Genomic DNA, 25,849 nt, shown 5'->3' with positions numbered 1-25,849 from the left:
TGAAATGACTGACCCAAACCGCAAACGAATATTGGACAAAGTTGACGCCTCAAAAGACGAAGCGGTGCGCTTCCTGCAGAAGATGGTTTCGATCCCCAGCGTCACCGGCGACGAGGCGGCAATCCAGGCGTTTCTTCACGGATACCTGAATACGATCGGCCTCGATGTCGACATCTGGGACACCGACTGGCAAGAGCTCAAGAAGCATCCCGGCTACCGACCCGTCGCGCGCGGCTATGAAGGGCGGCCCAACATCGTTGCGAGCGCGAAGGGTTCTGGCGGCGGGCGCTCGCTGCTGCTCAATGGCCACACCGACGTTATTCCCGTCGGCAACGGCGAGGGGTGGAGCGACAATCCGTGGTCGGCGAAAATCGAGAATGGCCGCATCTACGGCCGCGGATCCTGCGACATGAAGAGCGGTGTCGCCAGCCACATCCTGGCCGTGCAGTATCTCAAGGAGCTCGGCATCGATCTCAAGGGCGATGTGCTGATCAACATCGTGATCGATGAGGAAGTCAGCGGTCATGGGACGCTCGACACTGTCATCCGCGGCTACTCGGCCGACGCTGGCATCTCGGGCGAGACCAGCGACCTGCATGTGCAGCCCGCATGCATCGGGCGCATCTGGTTCGAGATCGAAATTCAGGGCAAACCGGCGGGCATCCAGCAGCGCTATCTCGGCGTCAGCGGCATCACGCTCGGTCAGAAGATCGTCGCTGCGGTGCAGGAGATGGAAGACGAGCGCGTCGCAACGGTCAAACATCCGCTTTATCCGAGTGCAATCGATTCCTTGCCGTGCATCATCGGTTCGTTCCAGGCCGGCAACTATCCGAGCGCCTTCCCGGCGACGGCACTTCTCAAGGGCTCGATCGGCACGGTGCCCGGAGAAGATCACGAAGGGGTCAAGCAAAGCCTGGTGAAGAAGATCGCCGAGGCGGCGGCCAAGGATCCGTGGATGAAGGACCACCCCCCTCAGGTGCGGTTCGTCGGCTACGATGCCGAGGCCTCCGAAATCCCGCGGGACCATGCCATCGTGCAAACCGTTTCCCGCAACTATACGGAAATCACCGGCAAGGAGCCGACCATAAGCGGACGCCAGGGTGCTGCCGATACCCGCTTCCTCAACAGCTATGGTCATACACCCACGGTGATCTTCGGCCCTGGCTCGACCGCCATCATGCACGCCAATGACGAGTATGTGTCGATCGACGACTACATTGCGTCCATCAAAGTCATGGCACTTTCCATTTATGACTGGTGCAACGCGGCGCCCTTGGCGAAGTCCTGAAGCCGTAGGTCGTTACCTATCCACGATTTCCGTCAAAGGGGCCGCAAGGCCCCTTTTTCACAATGCATACCGTCTTTCACATGCATGCCCATCTTTCATAGTGCTCGTCAAAATTCATTCTATCTTACTATAAATAGATTGACTTTGCGAAGAGCCTGACGCACGGTCCTGTCAAGCTCGGCTTGGCCACCAAACTCGAGTGTATGACGACGATGCTCCGCCTGAACTGTTCAGCCAGTTCAAGCTGGCGGCTCAAATCCAGCTTCGCTGTATCGGAGATACACCTATGCGCTTCGCAACAATTGACCAATCACGCGCCGGGAAAGGCGCCGGAGGAGTTATGGCACCATGAAGGTCGGCGCATTAAAAGAGACGTTTGCGGGAGAGACGCGCGTGGCGGTAACGCCGTCGTCGGCGGTGCATCTGGCGAAACTCGGTCATAAGGTCTTCATGGAAGCCGGCGCAGGCAAGGCGTCAGGCTTCAGCGACGCTGATTACATCAAGGCCGGCGTAGCAATCGAGAAGTCGGCAGCCGATCTCGTCAAGGCCGTCGACGTCGTGGTCAAGGTGCGTCAGCCGACCGAGGTGGAACTCAAGCGGCTGAAGATCGGCCAAACGCTGATTTCCTTCTTCTATCCGGGTCAAAACGCGGCACTGCTGAAACTTGCGGAAAAGCAGGCCGTCACGGCGGTCGCCATGGACATGGTTCCACGCATCAGCCGCGCGCAGAAGATGGATGCGCTGTCTTCAATGGCCAACATTGCCGGCTATCGCGCGGTGATCGAAGCGGCCAACAACTTTGGCCGTTTCTTCACCGGTCAGATCACGGCCGCCGGCAAGGTGCCGCCGGCCAAGGTCCTGGTGATTGGTGCCGGCGTGGCGGGGCTTGCGGCAATCGGAGCGGCACGTGGCCTCGGTGCGATCGTGCGGGCTTTCGACGTGCGCCCGGAGGTGGCCGAGCAGATCGAATCGATGGGCGGTGAGTTCCTGTTCCTCGATTTTTCCGACATCCAGGACGGGGCTGCCACGGGCGGTTATGCGGCGCCGTCATCCCCGGAGTTCCGCGCCAAGCAGCTTGAACTGTTTCGTTCTCAAGCTCCGGATGTCGACGTCGTCATCACAACCGCGTTGATCCCCGGCCGCGATGCGCCAAAACTCTGGACCGCCGATATGGTGGCCGCGATGAAGACGGGCTCGGTGATCATCGACCTGGCAGCTGAGCGTGGTGGCAACTGCGATCTGACCGTGCCCAACGAAAAGATCGTCACCGACAACGGCGTCACTGTCGTTGGCTATACCGATTTCCCAAGTCGCATGGGCGCGCAGGCGTCGGAACTCTATGCGAACAACATCCGTCATTTCCTGACCGATCTCACGCCCGGCAAGGACGGCGTCATCAAACACAATATGGAAGATGACGTCATCCGTGGCGCAACCGTCGCGCATGGCGGGTCGATCACCTTCCCGCCGCCACCGCCCAAGATTGCCGCCATTGCGGCGCAGAAACCCAAGGAAAAGACAAAGGAACTCACAGTCGAGGCAAAGCGCGCCAAGGAACTGGCGGATTCCCGGGCGCAGACCCGCTCGCAGTTCGCGCTGCTCGGCATTGGCGCGGTACTGATGCTGATCATCGGCCTGTTCGCGCCGCCAAGTTTCCTCGGCCACTTCATCGTTTTCGTGCTTGCCTGCTTTGTCGGCTTCCAGGTGATCTGGAACGTCAGCCATTCGCTCCACACGCCGCTGATGGCTGTCACCAACGCGATCTCCGGTATCATCATTCTGGGCGCGTTGCTGCAGATCGGACTTGGCTCCCAGTGGGTTGTCGCCCTGTCTGCCGTTTCCGTGCTGATCGCCACGATCAACGTCGTCGGCGGCTTCCTCGTCACCCGGCGAATGCTCGCCATGTTCCAGAAATCGTAAGGGGAAAACCGACATGGAAATCGGACTCACGACCGCAACCTATGTCGTTGCCGCCATCTTGTTCATCCTGTCGCTCGGCGGGTTGTCAGGGCAGGAAAGCGCCAAACGGGCCGTCTGGTACGGCATTGTCGGCATGGCGCTCGCCGTACTTGCCACTCTATTCGCCGCCGGCCCGGTCAACTGGCATATCACCGCGGTTATGATCGCCTTCGGAGCGTTGGCTGGCTGGTATGTGGCCAACCGCGTGCAGATGACGGAAATGCCACAGCTGGTCGCAGCCCTTCACTCCTTTGTCGGCCTTGCCGCAGTGTTCATCGGCATCAATGCCGAGATCACGCTGATGGATGTGTTGGCGGCAAAGGCGTCTGGGGCGACCGAGACTTTCACTGGCTTTGCGGCAGTCCTGGCGCACAAATCACCAGCGGAAATCGCGGTGCTCAAGATCGAAGTATTCCTTGGCATCTTCATCGGGGCGGTCACTTTCACCGGTTCGATTGTCGCGTTCGGGAAGCTCGCCGGGAAGATCGACGGGAAGGCCAAGAAATATCCCGGCGGCCATGCTTTGAACGCCGCTGCGGCTCTTATCTGCCTGGCGTTCGGTGTTGCCTACTGCATGGGTGTCGGCATTCTGGGCGCCGACGGCATTCTGGGATCGAGCTTCGCCCAACTCGTGCTTGTTTCGCTGGTTGCCGGATTTATCGGCTGGCACCTGATCATGGGCATCGGCGGCGCCGACATGCCTGTGGTCGTCTCCATGCTGAACAGCTATTCCGGCTGGGCGGCTGCGGCCATCGGCTTCACCTTGGGCAACGATCTGCTCATCGTGACGGGCGCGTTGGTCGGCTCTTCCGGTGCGATCCTTTCTTACATCATGTGCAAGGCGATGAACCGCAGTTTCATTTCGGTGATCCTTGGCGGCTTCGGTGGGCCGCAGCAGTTGACCATGCAAATCGAGGGTGAACAGCTCGCCATCGACAGCGACGGCGTGGCTGCGGCACTCAACGAAGCCGAAAGCGTGATCATCGTGCCAGGCTACGGCATGGCGGTGAGCCAGGCCCAGCAATCTGTCAGCGAGCTGACCCGCAAGCTGCGCGCTGCCGGCAAAAAGGTGCGCTTTGCCATCCATCCTGTCGCCGGTCGCTTGCCGGGTCACATGAACGTGCTGCTCGCGGAAGCCAAGGTGCCTTACGACATCGTTTTGGAAATGGACGAGATCAACGAGGATTTTCCGAGCACCGACGTCGTTATCGTCATCGGCTCCAACGATATCGTCAATCCGGCCGCACAGGACGATCCAGGCAGCCCCATCGCCGGCATGCCGGTGCTGGAGGTCTGGAAGGCGAAGACCGTCTTCGTTTCCAAGCGCGGCCAGGGGACCGGCTACTCCGGCATCGAGAACCCACTGTTCTTCAAGGAGAACACGCGGATGTTTTATGGCGACGCTAAAAAATCCATCGACCAGCTGCTGCCGATGCTTGGCTGAACCCCATACGGTACAGTCTTGATGACGCAACAACGTGACGGGTCGACACCGTGAGGCCCTGCGTTTAAATTGATACTATCATCTTATTAATAGTATGATACGATCTGGTTTGAATTGGCTGGCGTCTGTCCTATCAGGATAGGCGCCAACCAGACAAAATGGGAGAGACATCAGCATGACCGAACAAGGCGTCGGCGCGTCATTGCTTCGTAAAGAGGACGATCGTTTCTTGCGAGGACGCGGCCAGTATGTCGGAGACATACGGCTTGCCGGCATGAAGGACGTTGCGTTCGTACGGTCTCCTCTGGCGCACGCCAACATTCGCTCGGTCTCAGCCCATGAGGCCATCCGTGGCCAGGTCGTGCTGCCGGCTGACTTGAAAGGGGTGAAACCGATCGTTGCGGTTTCGGGCTTGCAAGGCTTCAAGGCCTCAGAGCAGCCCATTCTGGCGCATGACAAGGTCCGGCAGGTGGGCGAGCTGCTTGCCATGTGTGTAGCCGACACAAGGGCTGCGGCCGAAGACATCGCTGCACAGGTCGATGTCGACCTCGAGGAATTGCCAGCAGTCCACGACATGCTGAAAGCCCGCGAACCCGGCTCGGCCCTGTTGCATGAGCATTGGGGCGACAATGTCTTTCTCGAGACTTTCGTCGACGTAAATTTCGCGGCGGCACTCGACGCTCCCGTCAAGGTGACACGCGAAATTTCGACCGCCAGGCAGAACATGTCGCCGATGGAAGGCCGGGGCACGGTTGCCTATTGGGACAGCCGGATGGAGCATCTCGTGCTCTATACCGGGAGCCAGATGCCGCACATCGTGCGCAACGGCCTTGCCGAATGCCTGGGTCTCGACCAGGTTCAGATCCGCATCATATCGCCGGATGTTGGCGGCGGGTTTGGCTACAAAGGGATCTTGCTGCCCGAGGACATCTGTCTGGGGTGGTATGCGATGCGGTGCGGCCATCCGGTTCGATGGCTGGAGGATCGCCGCGAGAATCTGACTGCCGGCACCAATTGTCGAGAGCACCACTACCGCATCACTGGTTACGCCGATCGCGATGGCAAATTGCGTGGTATCGACTGCGAGGCGACAGTCGACTCTGGCGCTTATTCTTCTTATCCGTTCTCGGCATGCCTGGAAGCTGCCCAGGTTGCCTCGATCCTGCCCGGGCCCTACGATTTTCCATCTTACCGCTGCCATACGTGGTCGATTGCGACCAACAAATGCCCGATCCTGCCTTACCGGGGTGTGGCACGTACCGGCGTCTGCTCGGCAATGGAGTTGATCATCGACGCCATTGCGCGCGAATGCGAGCTCGAACCTCATGAAGTACGCCGGCGCAATCTGGTTCGTCCCGAACAGATGCCTTTCGACAACATCACCAAGAAGCACTTCGACAGCGGCAACTATCCTGAAGCGCTCGACAGGGCCATTGCGGCCATTGATCTGCCATCGATCCGCGTGCGTCAGAAGAAGGGGGAGGCAGACGGCCGGCTGATTGGTGTCGGGCACTCGGTCTATTGCGAGCAGGGAGCCCACGGCACATCCGTCTATGCTGGCTGGGGCATTCCGATGGTGCCGGGCCATGAGCAAGCGACCGCGCGCATGACACCCGATGGCGGACTTGAACTCCGGATCGGGGCGCATTCGCACGGCCAGAGCATGGAAACCACCCTGCCACAGGTCGCGCATGAAATCCTCGGCATCGACACCAGCAAGATCAAATTGGTGCATGGCGACACGGAATACACGCCTTATTCGACCGGCAGCTGGGGCTCTCGCTGTGCTGTGATGTCGGGTGGAGCAGTGGCTACGGCGTCGCGTGAGTTGGCGGGCCTGATCAAAAAGATCGGAGCGCACCTTCTGCAAACAGAAGTTGACTCTTTGGAATTGTCTGGCGGGCAGGTCCATGGCGCCAATGGCAGCGTCACCATCGAGGAGATCGCCCACACCTGGTATCGTCGACCCCAGGACCTGCCGGCCGGCGTCGATCCGCGCGGGTTGGAAGTGACCATCGGCTACAAGCCGCAGCGCGATTCCGGCACCTTTAGTTACGCTGCCCACGCGGTGGTCGTCGCCGTCGATCCTGAAATGGGTGACATCGAGATCCTCGACTATGTCATTGTCGAGGATGGCGGCAAGCTGATCAATCCGATGGTGGTCGATGGCCAGATCTACGGCGGGCTGGCCCAGGGCATCGGCACTGCTCTTTACGAAGAAATGAATTTCGACGCGTCCGGGCAGCCGCTGGCGTCGACTTTTGCGGACTACCTGTTGCCGGGGCCGACCGAGGTGCCTGCTCCGCGACTTGATCACATGGAAACGCTCGCGCCCTATACCGAATTCGGGGTCAAGGGCATCGGGGAAGGCGGAGCTATCGCGCCTCCTGCCGCAATCAGCAATGCTGTCAACGATGCGCTAAGAGGTTATGGCGTTGAGCTACTTCGATCACCCATCACGCCGCGCCGTGTCCTGGAGGCTATCCAGCGATCGCAGCACAACCAGCCAGCCCGGCAACTGCAGGGAGCCGTAGCGTGAAACCGGTCAATTTCGACTACGCTCGTCCCAAGGACGTCGCTGGTGCCATCGCGCTCATCGGCGATGAGAGCCGTACTGTAAAGGTCATGGCCGGCGGGCAATCGCTTGGTCCGATGCTCAATATGCGTCTTGTGCAACCAGACCTGGTCGTCGACATCACTGGCATTGGCGAACTCAAAGCCGTTACCGATCAAGGCGACCGGATTGTCGTCGGCGCCTGCGTGACGCATGCGGATTTCGAGGATCTGCGCGTGCCCGACGTCGCCCACGGTGCGCTGCCGTCTGTCGCCAGCGGCATTGCCTACCGAGCTGTCCGCAACCGCGGCACCATCGGCGGAAGTCTGACACATGCCGACCCGTCTGCCGACTGGATTTCCATCCTGTCCGCCATTGGCGCTTCGGTAACGGTCGCGGGCCCCGCTGGTAGTCGCACAATGTCGGTTGAGGACTATATGCTTGGCGCGCTCGAGGCGGATCTGCGTCCCGGCGAGATCCTGGTTTCGGTCAGTGTCCCCAAGCTCGGAAAGGGCGCCCGCTGGGGCTATTACAAGAGTTGCCGCAAGACGGGCGAATTCGCACACGCGATCGGGGCGTTTCTCCATGATCCGGAGAGGGGTGCAAGCCGGGCCGTTATCGGCGCGACAGAAAGCAAGCCGATCGTTGTGGCTGCTGCTACCGCCTTCATTGGTGATGGACGAGGCGACAAACCTGCAAAAGGCTTTGACGCCAACGCCACGGCAAAACTCCTGGAAGCCTCTGGCATGGTCGATCAGATCGATCGTCAGACCCATGTCGTCGCCTTGCGACGCGCCATCGAGCGAGCATACCCAGCATGACAACAATCAATCTCACCGTTAACGGCAAGCAACTTTCAGCAACGGCAGAACCTCGGACGCATCTCGCCGACTATCTTCGCGACTGCCACAATCTGACCGGAACCCACATTGGCTGCGAGCATGGCGTCTGCGGCGCGTGCACGCTTCTCGTCGATGGCGTGCCGACCCGGTCCTGCATTACATTTGCAGTGACGTGCGAACATGCCCACGTCACGACGATTGAAGGTCTGGACGACGACGAGATCGCTACCGAACTGCGGGCAGCCTTCAAACGGGAACACGCCCTTCAGTGCGGCTATTGCACACCAGGGATGATGGTCTCGGCACGCGACGTCGTGCTGAGGATGGAGAGCCCGAGCGAGCATGACATCCGCGTTGCCATGAGCGGGAACCTTTGCCGCTGCACGGGGTATGTCGGCATCGTTCGAGCCGTTCAAAGCGTCATTGAGGCACGACGCAAACGCGGTGCAGGTGCCATTGCCGACGGCAACCGCAAGGTGCTCGGACCGGCGGGTTCCGGCCATTCCAGCGCCGTTGCCGCCAATGGAGCTGCAAAGCCACGCGAGACCTCGCCGACAAAGGCTGCTGCCTCTGTGGCAGCTGCACCGGCGCGCGCTGATGCGAACTGGACGCCACAGACGACGTTTGTGCAAAGCTTCACGGTCGAGCACCCGGTGGATCAGGTGTGGGAGTTCTTCGGACGCATCGGCGAGGTGGCGACTTGCCTTCCCGGCGCGTCACTCAATGGCGAACCTGTCGATGGACATGCCGAGGGGCGCATCAAGGTCAAGGTTGGCCCCATCAGCGCTGAATTTCAGGGTGTTGCGGACGTCAGTTGTGACGATGCCACACGCACCGGCACCATTAGCGGCACCGGCAAGGACCAGCGCAGCAATTCGGCAACGCGCGGCCTGATCGGCTATGCTGTCAAACAGGGCGATAGACCTGGGCAGACCCGAGTTGACGTGACGGTTGGGTTCACACTGACCGGAATGCTGGCGCAATTCAGCCGATCCGGGCTGGTGCAAGACATTGCCAACCGATTGATCGCTGCCTTTGTTCAGAATCTGGAAGCCAAGCTTGCAGCCGGCGAGGGCGCAGCGCCTGCCGTCGCTGCCGAGTTTGACGCTGGCTCGCTGTTCACATCGGTGATCATCGGCCGGATAAAAGCGCTCTTCGCCAGCGTGTTCCGGCGCCGGTAAGCCGCCAAGCTGTCAGATCGTCGTCGACCGAAATTTAGAGCAATTCCAGGAAAAGTGCGCAGCGGTTTTCAGTCCGGAATTGCGCAAAAACAAGAAGATAGAGAGTTTCCGCGCTTCGAAGAAAAGCGGAAACGCTCTACTGGTGCAGCCGGCCCGGCTTGGTCCATTTCGCGCCCCTTGCACAACCAAGTTTGATCGCACCGGGGCTGGATAAATGGTTCTATTTACCGTATATTAGGCTCATGAACATCACATCCAAAATCTACGATCGCAGCCCTACGCCGCTCTACATTCAGGTCGCCTCGGTCATGCGGCAGCGCATCGACCGCGGCGTCTGGCTGCCTGGCGACAAGATATCCACGCTCGAGGAGTTGGAGGTCGAGTTCTCCGTAGCGCGCGTCACGATCAGGCAAGCCATCGACCTGTTGCGACAGGAGGGTCTGCTGGATGCCCAGCAAGGCCGCGGCACCTTTGTTTCGCTTAAGCTCAAGAAGAACCGTTGGTTGAATCTGGCGACCGATCTTGATGCAATGATCGCCAACCTCAAAGACAATGTGCTCAAGCGTGTTCACATCGAGGAAGGCGCTGCCGCTCCCGAACTGAAGGCCGGAGAAGGAACGCCCGCGGAGGGGTATACCTTCCTCAGAAGCGTGCAGTACAACAACGGCGAACCCTTCTCAGTCGTCAATCTGCATTTGGCGAAGCATATCTTCGACAAGGATCGCAAGCGCTTCACCCACTCTGCGGCATTGCCGCAGATCCTGGAAATGCCCGACGTCACGATTTCTCAGGCGCCCCAGACATTCACGATCGGCGTTGCAGATCCCGAGACAGCGAATTTGCTCGAGATCGGTCTTGGAGAACCCACTGCCGACTCCCGGCTTATCCTGATCGATGACAATGGCGTCGCCATCTACGTGGCAAGCATCCATTATCACAAGGATTGCTTTGCTTTGCGGGTCGAACTGCTGGACCACAGCAAGCGCCGCCAACGGACGGCGAAATGACCATTGTCGATGCCGCTCGCTGATATCCTCAATACAAGCGGCATCGATCGGTTTCGTCACTGCCGCTTAACGCGACCCAAGGACTTCAGCCGGCGAGCGGCCAACGATCGCTTCATATCGCGCCCGGTCGGTCGCCCCTTCGGTGTTGATGACAAATACACGCGAGGAAGCATCAAGCCCGAGTTTCGCCCGGGCCTCGTTGGACGCGAGCGCCTGCAACAAACCAGCCAGTCCAGCGCCACCGCTCTCGCCCGCCACGATTGCGGGATCTCCGCCCTGTGGATTTGCCAGCTGGCGCATAGTGTCGGCGGCATTCTCCTCGCTGACCGTCATGAACGCGTCGGCTTTGCGGCTGAGGATACGCCAAGCCACAAGCGATGGCTCATAACATTCGAGCATGGCCATGATGGTGGGCTCCCCGTGCTCGATCTTGACGGGCCGACCGGCAACCCCGCTCTCGTAGAGACATGCGGCACGGTCCGGCTCGACCACGATGAACGTCGGACGTTTGGCGCCATAAACAATATCAAAGTGGCCGGCAACCGCTGCAGCCAGGCCGCCAACACCTGCTTGCATGAAGACGTGGGTCGGCGCGGCCGGGAGTTCCTGCAAAGCTTCCTGCAGCATGGCCGTGTACCCCTGCATGACCAACCCCGGAATGCGTTCGTAACCCGGCCACGACGTATCGGACACGACGATCCATCCATGCTCTTGGCAGACACGCTCGGCTTCTGCGACGGAGTCATCATAGGTGCCCCTGACGCGGATCATCTCGGCTCCGAATTGTGCGATGGCCGCGACACGCTCGTCCGTCACACCCGAATGAACGAAGATCGCAGCCCTGGCTCCGACCAGCGTAGCTCCCGCAGCGACCGACTTTCCATGGTTGCCGTCAGTCGCGCAGCCGACCGTGATGCGCTCAGCTATCTGCCTGACGGCCGGCGTTTGCAGCTCGCTGACATCGACCTCTCTTCCGAGCTCACGGCTCGCTTGCTCGAGCACGAGCCGGATCACGGCATAAGATCCACCGAGCGCCTTGAAGCTGCCGAGTCCCAAACGCTGCGATTCATCTTTCACATGGATTGCCGCAACCCCGACCTCGCTCGCCATCTGCGTCAGCGCGCGGAGCGGAGTAGGGGTGTGGTTGGGCCGAAAGGTCAGGAACCGTTCCACGGTCCGGGCCGCCTCAATCCCGAGCATTTCGGCATCGGACCGATCGAGCGGCCGGTTGAGGTCGGCATGCGTATTCATCAGCAGCATGGGATTATCCTTTGGCGAATTCACTGAAGAATAGTCCGCGCGGCCCTCAAAATTTGCGCGATTTAGCCACATCGCACGCAACATCTTTGCAAGTTTGGGGGTGATATGCGCGGCATTGATGCTGGAAGCCTCGATAGCTTCGACCTCGCGATACTCGACATCCTCCAGCAGGACAATTCGACATCCCAGCGGATCATCGGGGAGCGGGTCCATCTTTCCGCAGCAGCGGTCAATCGCAGGATCCAGCGCATGCGCGAAGCTGGCGTCATCGTCGGCAATTACTCGACGCTGGATCCCACAAAGATGGGCAGGCCGATTACAGTCATCGTCGAGGTCCGCATCGAAAGTGAACGGCTGGATCTGCTGGATGCCGCCAAGCGGAGTTTTCAGGCAGATCCGGATGTCCAGCAGTGCTATTACGTCACGGGCGACGCGGATTTTGTTCTCATCGTCACGGTGCCGTCGATGCGCGAATACGATGCCCTGACGCGCCGATTGTTCTTCGAGAACCACAACGTCAAGAAGTTCCGCACACTCGTCGTCATGGAGAGGCTGAAGGCAGGTCTCGCCATCCCGCTTCACAATGCATGAAACATGAAAGGCCCGGCGGTTTCCCGCCGGGCCTTGAAACCCAGTTTTCGGTGTCGTCGTTTGTCAGGAAGACGGCAGGACCACCTTGCCGTCCGTGATGGTGATCAGCGTGCCCTTGGCGAGGTACTGTCCGCTTTCCTTGCCCTCTGGTCCGTCCTTGGTGAAGGTGACATTGCCGTTGAGGGTAGGCACATCCACACCCCAAAATGCCTCGCGGATTGCCTCGGGCTCTGCTTTTCCAGCCTTCTCGATTGCGGTCTTGATGACGAAAATCCCATCGTAACCACGATAGCTCTCGGTCATGCCGGCCGCATTATGGCCAGCCTTTGCCCAGGCGTCGATGAAGACCTTCGACTGGTCCGGATGCGGCGTCTTGGCTGCATCCCAAGGCGCAAAGAAGACCATATGCATGGTGTTGTTGGCGGCGGCGCCGGCCTGCTGGATCAGCTGGTCAGGGTTCTGCGACCCGCCGGTGGTGATGATCTTCTTGGTGATGCCGAGGGCTGCAACCTGCTTCAGCACCAGCGTCAGCTGCTCGACGCCCGTCGTGACAATGATCGTGTCGGAGTCGGACGCTTTGATCTTCGACAGCTGGGCACCCATGTCCTCGGCGCCCTGGTCCATGGTTTCAGCAAGGCCGACCTCGACGCCGTTTTCTTTGAACATCCCCGTGAAGTCCGTGATCGTGCCCCGGCCCCAGTCGTTGTTGATGCCAAGGAAGTCGACCTTCTTGATCCCGAGCGAAGGAAGCAGCGGCTGGAAGATCTTCGCCTCCACCCAGGATGGCGGGGAGATGCGGAAGATATAGGGATTGCCCTGTTTGGTGATCTTGCTCGACGACGACGTTTCGACCAGCATCGGCACCTGGTACTGCATGAGCTTGGGCATCACCGCAAGCGTGAGGCTCGAACCCCAGGCACCCATCATGATGGGAACCTTGTCGCTGGTGATCAGCTTTTCCGCGACGGCTGCCGCCTCGGTCGGATTGCTCTTGTTGTCTTCGATGACAAGCTCGATCTGTTTGCCGAGGATACCACCGGAAGCATTGATCTGTTCAGCTGCGAGCTTGGCGCCGTTGACGATGTAGGTGCCGGAGGCGGCAAAGGCGCCGGTCAGCGGTTCGTTGACACCAATTTTGATGGTGTCTTCAGCAGCCGCAGTTCCATACGCCACACCCGCCATTACCAGCGCGACGCTGACTTTACTCACGATGTTAATGAGCCTACTCATGCGAATTCTCCCCTTATTTGACTGCACTTTGCGCGCTCTCACGACAACGCTGCCTCTTTCGTGGCGGCGCATCACTGCAAGGATTGGAAACAGGCAGACGAACTTGCGCTCCTCCCGAGTGCGAGCAAGCAGTGGTACTATCATCCCATTATTAGTAAGATAGCGCAAGCGCTTTTCGCGTTAGTTGACCAGCATCCTGGCGCGGCCTACCGGCGGTCGCCAAAAGCCTCGTGGGCAGGCATTGCCGGTTCAGCCCACATTCACCTGGATATCACGCTCCAACTGGCACGCGTTTTCCGGTGCGGGTGTCATGCAGGTTTCGATCAAGAAGATCCTCGTCGCCAACCGCTCGGAGATCGCGATCCGCGTCTTCCGCGCCGCCGACGATCGAAGACTGTCGCGGTCCGGGCGGAGGAGGACAAACTCCCGGCTGGCTGCGTGGAAACGCGGCGAACGTCCGCTCGACGAACACTGCCAGCGCTGGTGGTCCTTATGGCGAGGTCTTGGCCTTGCCCGGCGACGTGCGCGCCCGTGCTGTTGCCAGCGCAATGGCCGCCCCATGGGTCCGCTCGCAGTTGCTGCGCGCGGGAGCCAGCCGACGGCAACGACGCTTAGGCGAGGGCGAGCAAACTCGCATCCTTGTGTTTATCGGAACAATGCGACCGAGGGGCGCTTTCTATGGCGCCCCTCGATCAACCGTTCATCCGCTACTGCAGCCTTGGGAACGCACAAGCTATGCGTGAGCCAGTCCTGCTCCCAGATATGCCTCGCGGACATGCGGATCATTGATCAGCTTTTCGCCAGGCCCCTCGAGGACCATGGAGCCCGCTTCGAGCAGATAGGCATGGTTACACATATCGAGAGCGGCGAAGGCGTTTTGTTCGACCATCAGAACTGTCGTCCCGGCATCGCGGATCCCTTTGATGATGTCAAAGGTCTGAGAAACGATGTTTGGGGCGAGACCGAGCGAAGGCTCGTCGAACATGATCAATTTGGGCCGCGACATCATCGCACGGCCGATCGCAAGCATCTGTTGTTCGCCGCCCGAGAGGGTTCCAGCGATCTGTTTGCGCCGCTCGGCCAGTCGTGGGAAGAGGCCAAAGATGTGGTCAATGTCCTGCCGGATGAGAGCGGTGTCCTTGCGCAGATAGCACCCGACCTCAAGATTCTCGAGCACGGTCATCTGGCCGAAGACGCGCCGTCCTTCCGGGCAATGGGCAATGCCCAGGGACAGAATACGGCTTGCGGTTCGACCTGTGATCTCCTCGCCGTTGAACAGGATACTGCCGCTGGCGGCCGGCACCAAACCCGAGATTGCTCTCAAGGTGGTGCTCTTGCCGGCACCGTTCGCGCCGACAAGGACCACGAGCGAGTTTGCCGGAACCTTCAGCGAAACGCCTTTCAGCGCAGTTACCTTACCATACCGACATACAAGGTTCTTTATCTCGAGCATGTGTTCACTCCTTGACCGGGGTATGCAACGAGGCCCGGATGCGAATTACTGCTTCCTTGGGTTCAGACCACGACCCGGTCGGATTTGCCCCGATCAGCACCACCATCGCGTTCGCGAAATCCTTGAGGGACGGGTTGCCGAAGGATACGGTTTTCCTAAAGCGGCAGATAAGCTTCTTGATCTCAAGCATGCTTCACCCCTTGACCGAGATATGCCTGGATCACTTCCGGATCATTCTGGATTTCCTTGGGGGTTCCGTTCGCGATGATGCGCCCGTAGTTCAGGACCACGATCCGGTCGGAAATGCGCATCACCATTGGCATGTCGTGCTCCACGAGCAGGATCGTCGTGCCGCGACTGCGGAGCTTGTTGATCAGTTCGATGAAGCGCCCTGTCTCTGTGGCGTTCATGCCCGAAACGGGTTCATCGAGAAGCAGGGCTGAAGGCTGCGCTGCGAGGGCGAGCGCAACGCCGAGCAGTCGCTGATCGCCATACGGCAAACCCGAAGCCTGCTCCTTTGCCTGGTGCTCGATGCCAACGAGGCGCAGGATTTCCCACGCCTGATCACGCAGCTCTGCCTCGGCCTTACGTTCCCGCGGCAGTGACAACAGCGTGCCCAGCAATCGAGCAGACGTCTTCCGGTGCAGACCGATAAGCACATTGTCGAAGACGGAAATCTTGTCGAACAGATTGGTGCGCTGAAAGGTGCGTACCAGCCCAAGTGACGTCACCTGGTGCGGTTTGAGCCCGGCAAGCGACGTGCCTCGAAACGAAACCCGTCCCTTGGTCGGTCTTTGAAACCCGGTGATGATGTTGAATGCAGTGGTTTTGCCGCCCCATTGGGGCCGATGAGGCTGACCAACTCACCCTCATTGACATGGAAATTCATGTCGGAGATCGCGATCAATCCACCGAAATGCATCGCCACGTTTTCGACACTCAAGATGGCCTTGGTATCCTGCGCTGAGGTCACGAACGTGCTCCTTTGCCGGGCTCCATTGCAAGCTTGGCACTTTTAGCGGTTGCTCGGCTGAACCAGCGCTCGATCGCCGGGACAATCCCTTCAGGCAGGACGAAGACGATCAGGATCATCAACGCGCCGTAGAGGATCCATTGAACCTCCGGGCCGACGTAGTTGCGCAAAATGACCGGAGCAATTCCGAAAATAAGGCCCCCGACAACCGGCCCGGCAAGCGTTCCCTTGCCGCCGGTGATGACCATGATCACCATGGTCACAGTGTTGAGGAACATGAAGATCATCGGGTCGATAATCTGGATGTAGTGCGCGTAAAGTGTCCCGGAGACGCCGGCAATCGTGCCGGCAAAGACGGCTGCAAGCACCAGGTAGCGCGTGACGCTTATGCCGACGGAGGTCGCCAGAATCTCGTTCTCGCGCAGTGCGATCATCGCCCTGCCGTAGGGAGAGTCGATCAGCCGCTTGATGATGATGTAAGTGATGACGATAAAGGTCAACACGACGTAGTAGTTCGCCCCCTTGCTCCACAGCGTGGCGTAGCCGATCGGCTCGAAGCCAAGGGTCAGCGGCGGGATGCCGGGCAATGCCAAGGGGCCATTTGTCAGTTCGATCCAATTGAGTGCGATCAGCCGGATGACTTCGGCAAAGCTGACGGTGACGATGACGAAATAGGCGCCGCGCACGCGGAATGCGAGCTTGCCGATCAGATAGCCACAGAGCCCCGCTACCGCGCCGCCCAAGACGACGCCGATGACTGGAGGCCAAGGCTCAAGGGTGATTTGATAGCCGAAGATTGAAACGCTGAAGCCAAGCGACGTCAGCGCGCTGACATAGGCGCCAATTCCGAAAAAAGCGACGTGCCCTAGGCTTAGCTGGCCCGTATAGCCGAGCAGCAGATTGAGACTCATGGCCGCGAGCATGAAGATGCCGCATACGACGAGCGTGTGGAGGTAATATTGGTCGGTCAACCAGAGCGGAACGCTGAGGAAGAACGCCAGCACCAATAGGGTAAAAATACGGCTCATCCGACGCGCTCCGATCTGGCGAACAGGCCCGTGGGCCTAAACAGCAGGACGATGATGATGATGAGGAAGCCCATGGCGTCGCGGTAACCGGACGAGATGTAGCTGGCTCCCATTTCCTCGGCGAACGCCAGAATGAAGCCGCCAAATGCCGCGCCGGTAATGTTTCCCAGGCCGCCAAGAATGACGATGGCGAATGCCTTCAATGAAGCCAGGTCGCCCATCGCCGGCGCAACCACGAAAACAGGGCCGAGGAGCGCCCCGGCGGCCGCGGCGAGAGCCGAGCCTAGCCCGAAGGTGATGGTGTAGATTGCGCTTGTGTTGATGCCCATCAGCGCCGCGGTCGAGCTATCCTGGAATGTTGCTCGCATCGCCTTGCCAAGCTTCGTGCGATTGATCAGCACGTAGGTGGCTGCGATCAAAGCCAGCGCGACGAAGAGAACAAAGACGCGGACGCTGGAAAGCGATACTGGGCCCAGAGTCAGGGGCTCAATCGGGAAAGGCGAGTTGATGGACTTGGCAACGCTGCCCCATATCAGGATTTCGGTGTTCTGAAGCACGATCCAGGCGCCGATCATGATCAGCATGGTGGTGTCGATATCGGCACCGCGCTTGGATCGGAGCAGTAGATATTCGATCGCGGCGCCAAGAACCATGCCGGCGCAGATCGCGAAGGCGATCGCCATGTAGAAGTTTAGCCCCAGCACGACGGCAAAGAAGTACATCATATATGCGCCGAAAGCGTAAAGCTCACCATGTGTGAAATTTACAATACGCATGATGCCGAAGATAAGCGTGAGACCTATCCCAAGCAGTGCGTAGGTCCCGCCCATGATTAGGGCGTTGGCTAAGTGTTGTAAGAACTGATCCAAGACGACTCCTCACCTCTTTTTATGCTGTTGCGATTCTGATCGCCTAGGCAACCACGCCGCATTTCCTTAGGGAGACAGCCAGAGACGACGACGTCACGAGACGCAACCGTCGCCTCGATTGGTTGGCTTCCGCGGACCTTTTATCGGTCGGCGGAGGTCCGGAGTCCCATCAGGCCAGTTCCTCCCTGACAACGGCGCTGCCCGCCCTCAAGGCAGGGCAACCCGGCCAAAGGCAATTCTTACTATCATTAGAATAACCGTATCTTAGAATAACCGCAAGGCCTTTTTGGCTGCTACGCGCCATTGTGTTTGACTGGGCTTTCCAGGCTCGGACGACGCGAAATGGTTCGCTGGCGGGGCGACCCTGTCAACGCTGTCGATCGAATGCGGAACTGGCATTGCCAGTTGACCTGTATAGCGCGGCCGGCGCCTGGCACGCGCTTCCGGCAGGTGGCGCCAGAGCTTCATGTCGCGGCCGTCAATGGAATAGGCAAAGCGGTAGATCGTCTCGTGGCAGACGCGGACGCTGCTGCGCTCGTAAGCCAGCCGGCCGGCTATCTGCTCCGGCGACCAACCATGTTTGATCCGCTCGATGATTGCGGCCTGGAGCTGCGGATGTCGAACAAGCTTGCGATATCGGCTGCGACGTTCCTGGGCCTGGCCATGTGCCGCGACACAGAAGTAGCCGGTCAGATCCGGCATCTCTGCGTCCTCGAATCTGTTGCGGCGCAATTCCCGAAAAATCGTCGAGCGATGGCGACCGAGCTTTTCGGCGATCGCCTCTACGCTGGCGCCGGCTCGACGCCAGCGCTCAATCTTGCGGCGCTCATCCAAATCGATCTGAGAGTAGGTGCGTCTCATCTGCGGTTCCTTGCGTGCGATAACCCATTGGTATCGCTGCAAAGTCGCACTTCAAGGTAGAACCCACCCGTGCTGCAGCAATTGCTGCATAACAGGAATTATGGAACAAACATGCCTTACAGAAGCGCTGATTAGCAGGGTTTCTGTTTTTCCTAGTCGTCTCGGCAAGTTGGCTGACAGATCGGCGTGTCCGCATCCGCCGTCGATTGGCGCGCGTCAGTGGCCGCCTGCTATGTCCATTCAGACGCGTCAAGCAGTTTGCTTATCCCGCTGACGGATAAGGCATTTCGATCGTCATACCGTCATAGGCCGGCTCGACATGCGCCGGCGTGGCAGCCTCCCGCGCGGTTCGTGAGGCAATCCACATGCTGACGGCGGCTGATGATGTGCGCCTGGTTCTTGTCGATCCTGTTGAAGGAGAAAGCCACCAAGGTGCCGAACCCGGCGCCGACGTCGCGACCTACCTCGCTCGTCATGGCGCGAAAGTCATGGTCGAGCGGCTTCAAGTTCGGGCCAGAGCGTTGCTGAGGTGCTGAAGCGACATACCGCGGACTTGTCGGCAGACCTCGTCGTGATGGGTGCCTACGGCCATTCGCGCCTGCGCGAAAAGTTGTTCGGCGGCGTTACCAAGTCGATGCTCAATGACCTGTCGATGCCTGTATTGATGGCACACTGAATGGGCAGCTAGTCCGGACTCGCTCTCAGCTTCCCCAACGTTGACATAGATCAAGGTCATCATCGCAGACACGTGATTTCAAATCGAAGCCAAGTCACGCCCGGGACTCTAGGCCTGTTCTTAAGGTTCATTCTCCGCAGGATAATCGTTGTGTCGCAAGGGGTGGAATGAAGTATCGAGAAGTGCAGGAGTGTCTTCGTGCCGTCAGCGTTGTAATCAGCAAGCGAGGTGGTGTTATCCGCATCAATCATTTCGGAGGATTCGAAAAGAGCGCGATCTATGTGGAAGACCTGCAAGAGGCACCGAACGTCGGCCTCAAGATGGCTCGACCTGAACATTTGCCAAGCGGGTGGCTTGGAGGTGATCCCAGTTTTCCAGACAAGGCATTGCGTTGATGGGCCGATGGAGGCAATCGCTCGGGGCGAGCGGACGCTATTCGTTCATGATCCTAGCCGTTTTTTGATCTGGAGCAAGGTTTCAGACCTTCGTTCCTGTCAATTTGCGGTGCTCTAGCTGTCGAAGCTATGAAGGTTGTTCATTCGAGGGTGGACTGAGAAGCTGGGTTGCGAAGCCAACCAACATTCAGTGGAGCTCCCCGAATGAACAACCTTCATAGCTTCGACACCTAGGAAGCGCATGCGTCGGGCCGCCTTGTTGACAGGTGATCCAGCGGCCGCCACCGCCGCATAACGTCAACATGCATGATGGTTGGGCCTCAACTCCAGACTGCCAGACTAAGTCGTGGGAAAAACCAGACGGGGAGGCTTAGCCTCCCCGTCGCACAGTTTCGTATCCCTAAGCCGTCGATCAGAACGGCGAATCCGGGAAGTGGTAGTTGGCGGCGTTGTCCTTGGTCACCAGGGTGGCGTCGAGGATGTAGGTGCCGTGCACCGGAACCTGATCGAACAGCTGTGCTGCCGTCAATTCCATCGCGGTGCCAACCATTGCCGGCGGATAGAGAACGTCGACCGGGACCATCTTGTCGCCGTCCATGACTTTCTTGATCATGTCCTTCGAGCCGGCGCCGCCGACGACGTACTGGATGTCGGTGCGCTTGGCCTGCTCGATGGCTTCGAGGATGCCGACCACCATGTCGTCATCCTGCGCCCAGACCACGTCGATCTTCGGATATTTGGTCAGATAGTCCTGCATGACCTTGAAGGCGTCGTCGCGGTTCCAGTTGCCGAACTGGCGGTCGAGAACCTTGACGGCCGAGCCGGCGATGCCCTTGTCAAAACCATCCTGGCGCTGCTGGTCGATCGGGATCGGCAAGCCGCGCACAATGACGACCTCCGCGTTGGGCGTGGTGGCGGCAATGTATTTGCCGGCGACTTCGCCCAGCGCCGGATTGTTGCCGGCAACATAGAGGTCGCGGACCGAATCGTCATTGGTAGAGGGCGCACGGTCGACGAGCGCAACGAACTTGCCCTTGGCCTTTACTTCCTTGATAGCGCTGACGAGCGGATCGGGATCGGTCGGCAGGATGACGAGCGCGTCGATGCCCTGCGTTTCGAGGTCTTGCACGGCATTGGCCTGCGACGCCGGGTCGGGCGAAGTCTTCACGACGACGTTCAGGTTCGGATATTCTTCCATCAGCTTCTTAGCGACTCGTTCGGCATGAAAGACCACACCAGCGGTCCAACCATGGTCCGCGGCGGGGATCGAGACGCCGATGGTCTTTTTGTCTTGCGCCAGGGCTGTGCCCATGGTCGCGGCGAGCGCAACGGCCGCCAGTCCCAGTAGAATTTTACGCATTCATCTCTCTCCCAAAAATGCAGGCCTGTCTTGTACCGACCGGGCGACCCGCAGCCCCGATTTACATCACGATTTTCGCGTCAGCGAACGCTGCACCAACATCGCGACAATGACGATTGCTCCCTGGATCGCGCCGAGCAGATACTCGCTGACATATGTCGTCAGCAGCATGATGTTGCCGATGATTTCCAGGATGAAGGCGCCGGCTACGGTTCCCCAGACGCGACCTACGCCTCCACGCAAGGCGGTGCCACCGACCACGACGGCCGTGATCGCGTTCAGTTCCCACATAGTGCCTGTCGTGGCCGTGGTGGAAGAAAGGCGTGGAATATAGATCAGGCAGGCCCCCGCCACGCATAACCCCTGGATCAGGTAGGTCATGGTGCGCACGCGCGCAACCGAGATGCCCGAATAGCGCGCGACGTCCTCATTGGAGCCGACCGCGATCACATGGCGGCCAAACGAGGTGCGGTACAGAATGAATGCCGCAATCGCCGCCGTTGTGAAGATTGCAAGGACGGGGTAGGGAATGCCGAAAAGATTGCCGAAATAAACCGGGCGATAGACCGCCTGCATATCCGGATTGCGCAGCGTGATCGCGCCACCTTGTGAAAGCCAGGTGGTCAGGCCGCGATAAATGCCCATCATGCCAAGCGTAGCGATGAAAGGCTCGATCTTGCCCAAGGTTATGACCAACCCATTGGTCAGCCCACAGGCCATGCCGATTGCCAGCATCAACGCCGCGGCAGCCAGAACCATCGTCAACGGATTGGTGATGCCGTCCGAATTCATGAACATGATAGCGAGCGAGGCGATGAAGGCGGTCATTGCGCCGACGGACAGATCGAGCCCGCCGGCTGTGATGACAAAGGTCGCGCCAATCGCAATGATCGCGACATAGGCCGAGCGCGTCATCACGTTCAGCAGGTTGTTGGCCGTCAGGAAGTTGTCGTGGGCAAACGAGCCCAGCACAAGAAGCAGTGCCAGCGCGATGAAAGGCGCGACGGCGCGCAGGTCCACATCCCGCCAGAGGTTGCGCCTTTGTGGAGTGGTCGTCGTCGTGTCAGTCATGTCTCAAGCCGCCTCAGAAGGTTTTACGCCCGTCGCAAGCACGACGATCTCTCGCTCGTTCATGTGTTTGCCGCTCACCTCATCGGCGATCACGCCCTCGCGCATCACAACGATGCGGTCAGAGACGCCGATCAGTTCTGGCATTTCGGAAGAGACCACGATAACCGACTTGCCCTGCCGGGCGAGGTCGGCGATGAACATGTAGATCTGCTCTTTGGTGCCGATGTCGATACCGCGCGTCGGCTCGTCGATGATGACTATGTTGGGCTTCAGCAGCATCATCTTGGCGATGAGCAGTTTCTGCTGGTTGCCGCCGGAAAGCTGGCCGGCCAGCAGGTCCTTGTTGCGGGTGCGAATGTCGAATTCGGCGATCGCCTGATCGAGTGCGGCACGCTCCGCCTTGCGGTCAAGCATCACCCCGCGCACGAATTTCTTCAGGCCGGCCAGCGTCAGGTTCACGCCGAGGGCCTCTTGCAGCAGCAAGCCCTTGCCCTTGCGATCTTCGGAAAGATAGACGATGCCCGCCTTCATGCTTTGCTTGGCATTGGCGAAGGAAACCGGCCTTCCGTTCAGACGGACCGAACCCTTCGCGGGACGCAGGCCAACGATGCCCTCCATCAATTCGGTACGCCCGGCGCCGACAAGGCCGGCAAAGCCGAGGATCTCACCGCGCCTCAGTTTGAACGAGGCGTTACGGGCATAACCGGGCACATCCATGTTCTCGACTTCAAGGACATAGTCCTCGCCCTCGGGCGCAACGTGATCTGGATAGAGCTTGGACACATCGCGGCCCACCATCAACTGCGCCATGTCGAGCGGTTCGAGGCCGGCTGCCTCACGAGTGGTGACCAATTTGCCGTCGCGCAGCACGGTGACACGGTCGGCTAACGTCTTCACTTCCGGCAGGCGGTGGGAAATGTAGAGGACCGCCGCTCCCGATTGGCGGATATCTGAAATCACCTTGAGCAGCGCATTGGTTTCAATCGGCGTCAGCGACGCGGTCGGCTCATCGAAAATAACCAGACGGTGCGGCACCAAAAGCGCGCGGGCAATCTGCACCAATTGGCGCTGGGCGATCGAAAGGCGGCCGACGACGGTTTTAGGATCGATATTGGCGCCAAGGTTGCGCACGGCCTTTGCCGCACCCGCATTCATGGCCTTGTCATCGACGCTGAAGCCCTTTTTGATCTCACGACCAAGATAAATATTCTGCGCCACCGTCAGGTCCGGCGCGAGCAGGATTTCCTGATGCACCAGCACGATACCACGACGCTCGGCGTCCACCGGTCCGCTGAAGGCGACGGTCTCGCCGTCAATCGTGAGTGATCCGCGCGTCGGCGCCAGATGGCCCGCGAGGATCTTCAGCAGGGTGGATTTGCCTGCGCCGTTCTCGCCGATGATGGCGTGCACTTCACCGGAGCGGATATCCAGTGAGATGTCCTTCAGTACCTCAACACCGCCAAATGTTTTGGCCAGCCCATGTCCAGCCATGAAGCCCTTGTGGTCCTGTGACTGAGGGACGACGGACATGGTCATCCGATCTTTGTCCACACGCTGCCGGCTTTCGATGAGGCGACAGCGGCTTCGATGAACTTCATGCCGTCAATGCCGTCGTCAACGGTCGGGTAAATCACATCGGCGTCGGGCTTATTGCCGTCGCGCGCTGCGCGGATGGCGCGGGCTGCTTCAGCATAGATGGTGGCGAAACCTTCGAGATAGCCTTCGGGGTGGCCGCTCGGAATGCGCGTGACGCGGGTCGCAGCAGGGCCCGCGCCGGATCCGGCACGGGTGAACAACTGCTTCGGCTTGCCGTATGGCGTGAACCAGAGATAGTTCGGGTCGGCCTGCGTCCATTCCAGGCCGCCCTTTGTACCGTAGACTCGCAATTTCAGCCCGTTTTCGTTGCCGACAGCCACCTGGCTTGCCCACAGCATACCGCGCGCGCCTCCATGGTAGCGAAGCAGGATTTGCACATCGTCGTCGAGAGCGCGCCCCTCGACGAAGGAGGTCAGTTGGGCTAGCACCTGTTCGGTCCTCAGCCCGGTGACGAAGGCTGCCAGGTTATAGGCGTGGGTGCCGATATCCCCGATCGCACCACCAGCCCCGGAGCGCGTGGGGTCGGTGCGCCATTCGGCCTGCTTGGAGCCTAAGCGCTCCGCAGGCTCGGTCAACCAGTCCTGCGGGTATTCAGCCTGCACGACGCGGATTTCGCCAAGATCGCCATTGCCGACCATTTCGCGTGCCTGCCGTATCATCGGATAGCCGGTGTAATTGTGTGTCAATACAAACAGCTTGCCCGACTTCTTCACCAGCGCGGCGAGCTCTTCGGCCTCCTTGACCGTGGTGGTTACCGGCTTGTCGCAGATCACGTGGACACCGGCCTCAAGGAAGGCTTTGGCAGCAGGCGCGTGCATGTGGTTCGGCGTCACGATGGATACGGCCTCTATGCCATCAGGGCGGGCAGCCTCCGCTTTGGCCATTTCTTCAAACGAACCGTAGGATCGGTCGGCGGGAAGGCCGAGATCGGCAGCCGAGGCCTTCGCCTTTTCGACGCTGGACGACAGCGCGCCGGCGACCAGTTCATACTGATCATCGAGCCGGGCGGCCATGCGGTGGATAGCGCCGATAAAAGCGCCCTGTCCGCCACCAACCATGCCCAGGCGAACGCGACCGCCGCCAGCTTCGTTCTTGCTTGCTTCAATAGCCATGTCGCGTTCCCCTCAGCTCAGGCCGAGCATCTTGCGATTTGCGGCGTCGTCGGTGCCGGCATTGGCGAAATCGTCAAAAGCGTGTTCGGTGACGCGGATGATATGCGCCTTGATGAATTCGGCACCTTCACGCGCGCCATCCTCCGGGTGCTTCAACGCGCATTCCCATTCCAGCACCGCCCAGCCGTCGAAATCATTGGCGGTCAGCTTGGAAAAGATCGAACCGAAATCGACTTGGCCGTCGCCCAGCGAACGGAACCGGCCGGCGCGATTGACCCAGCTCTGGAAGCCGCCATAAATGCCCTGCCGACCCGTCGGATTGAACTCGGCGTCCTTGACGTGAAACATCCGAATACGGTCGTGGTAGATGTCGATGTAGTCGAGATAGTCGAGCTGCTGCAGCACGAAATGCGAGGGGTCATAGAGCAGGTTGGCGCGGGCGTGGTTGTTGACGCGTTCGAGGAACATCTCAAAGGAGACGCCATCGTGCAGGTCTTCGCCGGGGTGGATTTCGTAGCAGACGTCAACGCCATTCTCGTCGGCATAGTCGAGCAGCGGGGTCCAGCGCTTGGCCAACTCATCGAACGCGGCCTCGACCAAACCGGCCGGACGCTGCGGCCAGGGATAGACATACGGCCAGGCGAGCGCGCCCGAAAAAGTGGCGTGGGCCTTGATCCCCATGTGCCTTGAGGCGCGCAGTGCGCGCTTGACCTGGTCAACCGCCCATTCCTGACGCGCCCTCGGATTGCCGCGCACCTCTGGGGCGGCAAAACCGTCAAACGCCGCGTCATAGGCAGGATGAACGGCAACCAGTTGACCTTGCAGGTGGGTAGAGAGCTCTGTCACTTCCAGGCCATGTGAAGCGGCGACGCCTTTGATCTCGTCGCAATAACCCTTGGAGTCTGAGGCTTTGTTCAGATCGATCAGCCGCGCATCCCAGGTCGGAATCTGGACGCCCTTGTAACCAAGGTCAGACGCCCACTTGCAGATTGAATCGAACGAGTTGAACGGCGCTGCGTCGCCAGCGAACTGCGCCAGGAAAATGGCGGGCCCCTTGATCGTCTTCATGAACTTCCTCCCGTGGCGCGCTTGCGCCGAA

The 25,849-nt window shown here is 59.6% G+C and carries 20 protein-coding genes and 3 pseudogenes; 10 read left to right on the top strand and 13 right to left on the bottom strand.

Annotation, left to right across the window (positions count from 1 at the left end):
* The first annotated feature begins 4 nt into the window (after positions 1–4).
* The 7 genes from SLT36_RS32170 to SLT36_RS32140 all read left to right on the top strand — a co-directional run bounded on the left by SLT36_RS32170 (position 5) and on the right by SLT36_RS32140 (position 10,275).
* Complete coding sequence (locus tag SLT36_RS32170; protein WP_432289412.1) at positions 5–1,288, top strand: ArgE/DapE family deacylase; 1,284 nt, start codon at positions 5–7, stop codon at positions 1,286–1,288.
* A gap of 348 nt (positions 1,289–1,636) precedes the next feature.
* Positions 1,637–3,208: a Re/Si-specific NAD(P)(+) transhydrogenase subunit alpha gene (locus SLT36_RS32165; protein ID WP_432289410.1), complete on the top strand. Its 1,572-nt coding sequence runs from the start codon at positions 1,637–1,639 to the stop codon at positions 3,206–3,208.
* Between the two features lie 13 nt (positions 3,209–3,221).
* On the top strand, positions 3,222–4,691 hold the full coding sequence (locus tag SLT36_RS32160) for an NAD(P)(+) transhydrogenase (Re/Si-specific) subunit beta (protein ID WP_184770873.1): 1,470 nt from the start codon (positions 3,222–3,224) through the stop codon (positions 4,689–4,691).
* Between the two features lie 175 nt (positions 4,692–4,866).
* Positions 4,867–7,230, top strand: coding sequence for a xanthine dehydrogenase family protein molybdopterin-binding subunit (locus SLT36_RS32155; RefSeq protein ID WP_432289409.1), 2,364 nt, complete (start codon positions 4,867–4,869; stop codon positions 7,228–7,230).
* Positions 7,227–8,066, top strand: coding sequence for an FAD binding domain-containing protein (locus tag SLT36_RS32150; protein WP_432289407.1), 840 nt, complete (start codon positions 7,227–7,229; stop codon positions 8,064–8,066). Before SLT36_RS32155 ends, SLT36_RS32150 begins: the two co-directional genes overlap by 4 nt.
* Positions 8,063–9,268, top strand: a complete 1,206-nt coding sequence (locus tag SLT36_RS32145) for a xanthine dehydrogenase family Fe-S subunit (protein ID WP_432289405.1) — start codon at positions 8,063–8,065, stop codon at positions 9,266–9,268. Before SLT36_RS32150 ends, SLT36_RS32145 begins: the two co-directional genes overlap by 4 nt.
* A 242-nt stretch (positions 9,269–9,510) precedes the next feature.
* Positions 9,511–10,275, top strand: coding sequence for a GntR family transcriptional regulator (locus SLT36_RS32140; RefSeq protein WP_184770865.1), 765 nt, complete (start codon positions 9,511–9,513; stop codon positions 10,273–10,275).
* Positions 10,276–10,341: 66 nt separating this feature from the next.
* On the opposite strand, the gene SLT36_RS32135 is transcribed toward SLT36_RS32140, so the two are convergent.
* A complete protein-coding gene (locus tag SLT36_RS32135) occupies positions 10,342–11,535 on the bottom strand; it encodes a diaminopropionate ammonia-lyase (protein WP_432289403.1) in 1,194 nt (397 codons plus the stop codon).
* Positions 11,536–11,640: 105 nt separating this feature from the next.
* Here SLT36_RS32135 and SLT36_RS32130 point away from each other — a divergent pair, with 105 nt between their 5' ends.
* Positions 11,641–12,126 carry an Lrp/AsnC family transcriptional regulator gene (locus tag SLT36_RS32130; RefSeq protein WP_432289401.1) on the top strand — a complete coding sequence of 162 codons (486 nt, stop codon included), beginning with the start codon at positions 11,641–11,643 and terminating at the stop codon, positions 12,124–12,126.
* 63 nt (positions 12,127–12,189) lie between these two features.
* On the opposite strand, the gene SLT36_RS32125 is transcribed toward SLT36_RS32130, so the two are convergent.
* The 7 genes and pseudogenes from SLT36_RS32125 to SLT36_RS32095 form a co-directional block, all read right to left on the bottom strand.
* Positions 12,190–13,308, bottom strand: a complete 1,119-nt coding sequence (locus SLT36_RS32125) for an ABC transporter substrate-binding protein (RefSeq protein WP_432289690.1) — start codon at positions 13,306–13,308, stop codon at positions 12,190–12,192.
* A gap of 781 nt (positions 13,309–14,089) precedes the next feature.
* Positions 14,090–14,809, bottom strand: a complete 720-nt coding sequence (locus SLT36_RS32120) for an ABC transporter ATP-binding protein (RefSeq protein WP_184770857.1) — start codon at positions 14,807–14,809, stop codon at positions 14,090–14,092.
* A 4-nt stretch (positions 14,810–14,813) separates the two neighbouring features.
* Positions 14,814–14,999: a hypothetical protein gene (locus SLT36_RS32115; protein WP_432289400.1), complete on the bottom strand. Its 186-nt coding sequence runs from the start codon at positions 14,997–14,999 to the stop codon at positions 14,814–14,816.
* Positions 14,992–15,731, bottom strand: a pseudogene (locus SLT36_RS32110) (ABC transporter ATP-binding protein). The gene SLT36_RS32115 and the pseudogene SLT36_RS32110 overlap by 8 nt, the downstream one beginning before the upstream one ends.
* Before the next feature lie 47 nt (positions 15,732–15,778).
* Positions 15,779–16,810, bottom strand: a complete 1,032-nt coding sequence (locus SLT36_RS32105; RefSeq protein WP_432289398.1) for a branched-chain amino acid ABC transporter permease — start codon at positions 16,808–16,810, stop codon at positions 15,779–15,781.
* Positions 16,807–17,679: a branched-chain amino acid ABC transporter permease gene (locus SLT36_RS32100; protein ID WP_184770851.1), complete on the bottom strand. Its 873-nt coding sequence runs from the start codon at positions 17,677–17,679 to the stop codon at positions 16,807–16,809. Before SLT36_RS32100 ends, SLT36_RS32105 begins: the two co-directional genes overlap by 4 nt.
* Before the next feature lie 414 nt (positions 17,680–18,093).
* A pseudogene (locus SLT36_RS32095) lies at positions 18,094–18,540 on the bottom strand (transposase); the annotation flags it as partial.
* A gap of 329 nt (positions 18,541–18,869) precedes the next feature.
* Here SLT36_RS32095 and SLT36_RS32090 point away from each other — a divergent pair.
* Positions 18,870–19,216: pseudogene (locus tag SLT36_RS32090) on the top strand (universal stress protein); the annotation flags it as partial.
* 167 nt (positions 19,217–19,383) lie between these two features.
* Positions 19,384–19,611, top strand: coding sequence for a hypothetical protein (locus tag SLT36_RS32085; RefSeq protein WP_432289397.1), 228 nt, complete (start codon positions 19,384–19,386; stop codon positions 19,609–19,611).
* 412 nt (positions 19,612–20,023) lie between these two features.
* On the opposite strand, the gene SLT36_RS32080 is transcribed toward SLT36_RS32085, so the two are convergent.
* The 5 genes from SLT36_RS32080 to SLT36_RS32060 form a co-directional block, all read right to left on the bottom strand.
* A complete protein-coding gene (locus tag SLT36_RS32080) occupies positions 20,024–20,971 on the bottom strand; it encodes a substrate-binding domain-containing protein (RefSeq protein WP_432289395.1) in 948 nt (315 codons plus the stop codon).
* Between the two features lie 66 nt (positions 20,972–21,037).
* Positions 21,038–22,042: an ABC transporter permease gene (locus SLT36_RS32075; protein ID WP_432289393.1), complete on the bottom strand. Its 1,005-nt coding sequence runs from the start codon at positions 22,040–22,042 to the stop codon at positions 21,038–21,040.
* A 3-nt stretch (positions 22,043–22,045) separates the two neighbouring features.
* A complete protein-coding gene (locus tag SLT36_RS32070) occupies positions 22,046–23,578 on the bottom strand; it encodes a sugar ABC transporter ATP-binding protein (RefSeq protein WP_432289392.1) in 1,533 nt (510 codons plus the stop codon).
* Positions 23,575–24,750 (bottom strand): Gfo/Idh/MocA family protein, encoded by a 1,176-nt coding sequence (locus tag SLT36_RS32065; protein ID WP_432289390.1) that lies wholly within the window; start codon positions 24,748–24,750, stop codon positions 23,575–23,577. Before SLT36_RS32065 ends, SLT36_RS32070 begins: the two co-directional genes overlap by 4 nt.
* A 12-nt stretch (positions 24,751–24,762) precedes the next feature.
* Positions 24,763–25,818 carry a sugar phosphate isomerase/epimerase family protein gene (locus SLT36_RS32060; RefSeq protein ID WP_432289388.1) on the bottom strand — a complete coding sequence of 352 codons (1,056 nt, stop codon included), beginning with the start codon at positions 25,816–25,818 and terminating at the stop codon, positions 24,763–24,765.
* Between the last annotated feature and the right edge of the window lie 31 nt (positions 25,819–25,849).

Origin of the sequence: Aminobacter sp. BA135, assembly GCF_050859125.1 — a bacterium.
In the GTDB taxonomy this organism is placed as follows: domain Bacteria; phylum Pseudomonadota; class Alphaproteobacteria; order Rhizobiales; family Rhizobiaceae; genus Aminobacter; species Aminobacter ciceronei.
The sequence above is the reverse complement of the archived record's forward strand: the minus strand, read 5'-3'. Positions and strand labels throughout refer to the sequence as shown.

Excerpts from the sequence above, each read along its gene's own strand:
- SLT36_RS32170 (WP_432289412.1), top strand. The coding sequence starts at position 5 with ATGACTGACCCAAACCGCAAACGAATATTGGACAAAGTTGACGCCTCA.
- SLT36_RS32165 (WP_432289410.1), top strand. The coding sequence starts at position 1,637 with ATGAAGGTCGGCGCATTAAAAGAGACGTTTGCGGGAGAGACGCGCGTG.
- SLT36_RS32160 (WP_184770873.1), top strand. The coding sequence starts at position 3,222 with ATGGAAATCGGACTCACGACCGCAACCTATGTCGTTGCCGCCATCTTG.
- SLT36_RS32155 (WP_432289409.1), top strand. The coding sequence starts at position 4,867 with ATGACCGAACAAGGCGTCGGCGCGTCATTGCTTCGTAAAGAGGACGAT.
- SLT36_RS32145 (WP_432289405.1), top strand. The coding sequence starts at position 8,063 with ATGACAACAATCAATCTCACCGTTAACGGCAAGCAACTTTCAGCAACG.
- SLT36_RS32140 (WP_184770865.1), top strand. The coding sequence starts at position 9,511 with ATGAACATCACATCCAAAATCTACGATCGCAGCCCTACGCCGCTCTAC.
- SLT36_RS32135 (WP_432289403.1), bottom strand. The coding sequence starts at position 11,535 with ATGCTGCTGATGAATACGCATGCCGACCTCAACCGGCCGCTCGATCGG.
- SLT36_RS32130 (WP_432289401.1), top strand. The coding sequence starts at position 11,641 with ATGCGCGGCATTGATGCTGGAAGCCTCGATAGCTTCGACCTCGCGATA.
- SLT36_RS32125 (WP_432289690.1), bottom strand. The coding sequence starts at position 13,308 with ATGGCGGGTGTGGCGTATGGAACTGCGGCTGCTGAAGACACCATCAAA.
- SLT36_RS32120 (WP_184770857.1), bottom strand. The coding sequence starts at position 14,809 with ATGCTCGAGATAAAGAACCTTGTATGTCGGTATGGTAAGGTAACTGCG.
- SLT36_RS32115 (WP_432289400.1), bottom strand. The coding sequence starts at position 14,999 with ATGCTTGAGATCAAGAAGCTTATCTGCCGCTTTAGGAAAACCGTATCC.
- SLT36_RS32105 (WP_432289398.1), bottom strand. The coding sequence starts at position 16,810 with ATGAGCCGTATTTTTACCCTATTGGTGCTGGCGTTCTTCCTCAGCGTT.
- SLT36_RS32085 (WP_432289397.1), top strand. The coding sequence starts at position 19,384 with ATGAAGTATCGAGAAGTGCAGGAGTGTCTTCGTGCCGTCAGCGTTGTA.
- SLT36_RS32080 (WP_432289395.1), bottom strand. The coding sequence starts at position 20,971 with ATGCGTAAAATTCTACTGGGACTGGCGGCCGTTGCGCTCGCCGCGACC.
- SLT36_RS32075 (WP_432289393.1), bottom strand. The coding sequence starts at position 22,042 with ATGACTGACACGACGACGACCACTCCACAAAGGCGCAACCTCTGGCGG.
- SLT36_RS32070 (WP_432289392.1), bottom strand. The coding sequence starts at position 23,578 with ATGACCATGTCCGTCGTCCCTCAGTCACAGGACCACAAGGGCTTCATG.
- SLT36_RS32065 (WP_432289390.1), bottom strand. The coding sequence starts at position 24,750 with ATGGCTATTGAAGCAAGCAAGAACGAAGCTGGCGGCGGTCGCGTTCGC.
- SLT36_RS32060 (WP_432289388.1), bottom strand. The coding sequence starts at position 25,818 with ATGAAGACGATCAAGGGGCCCGCCATTTTCCTGGCGCAGTTCGCTGGC.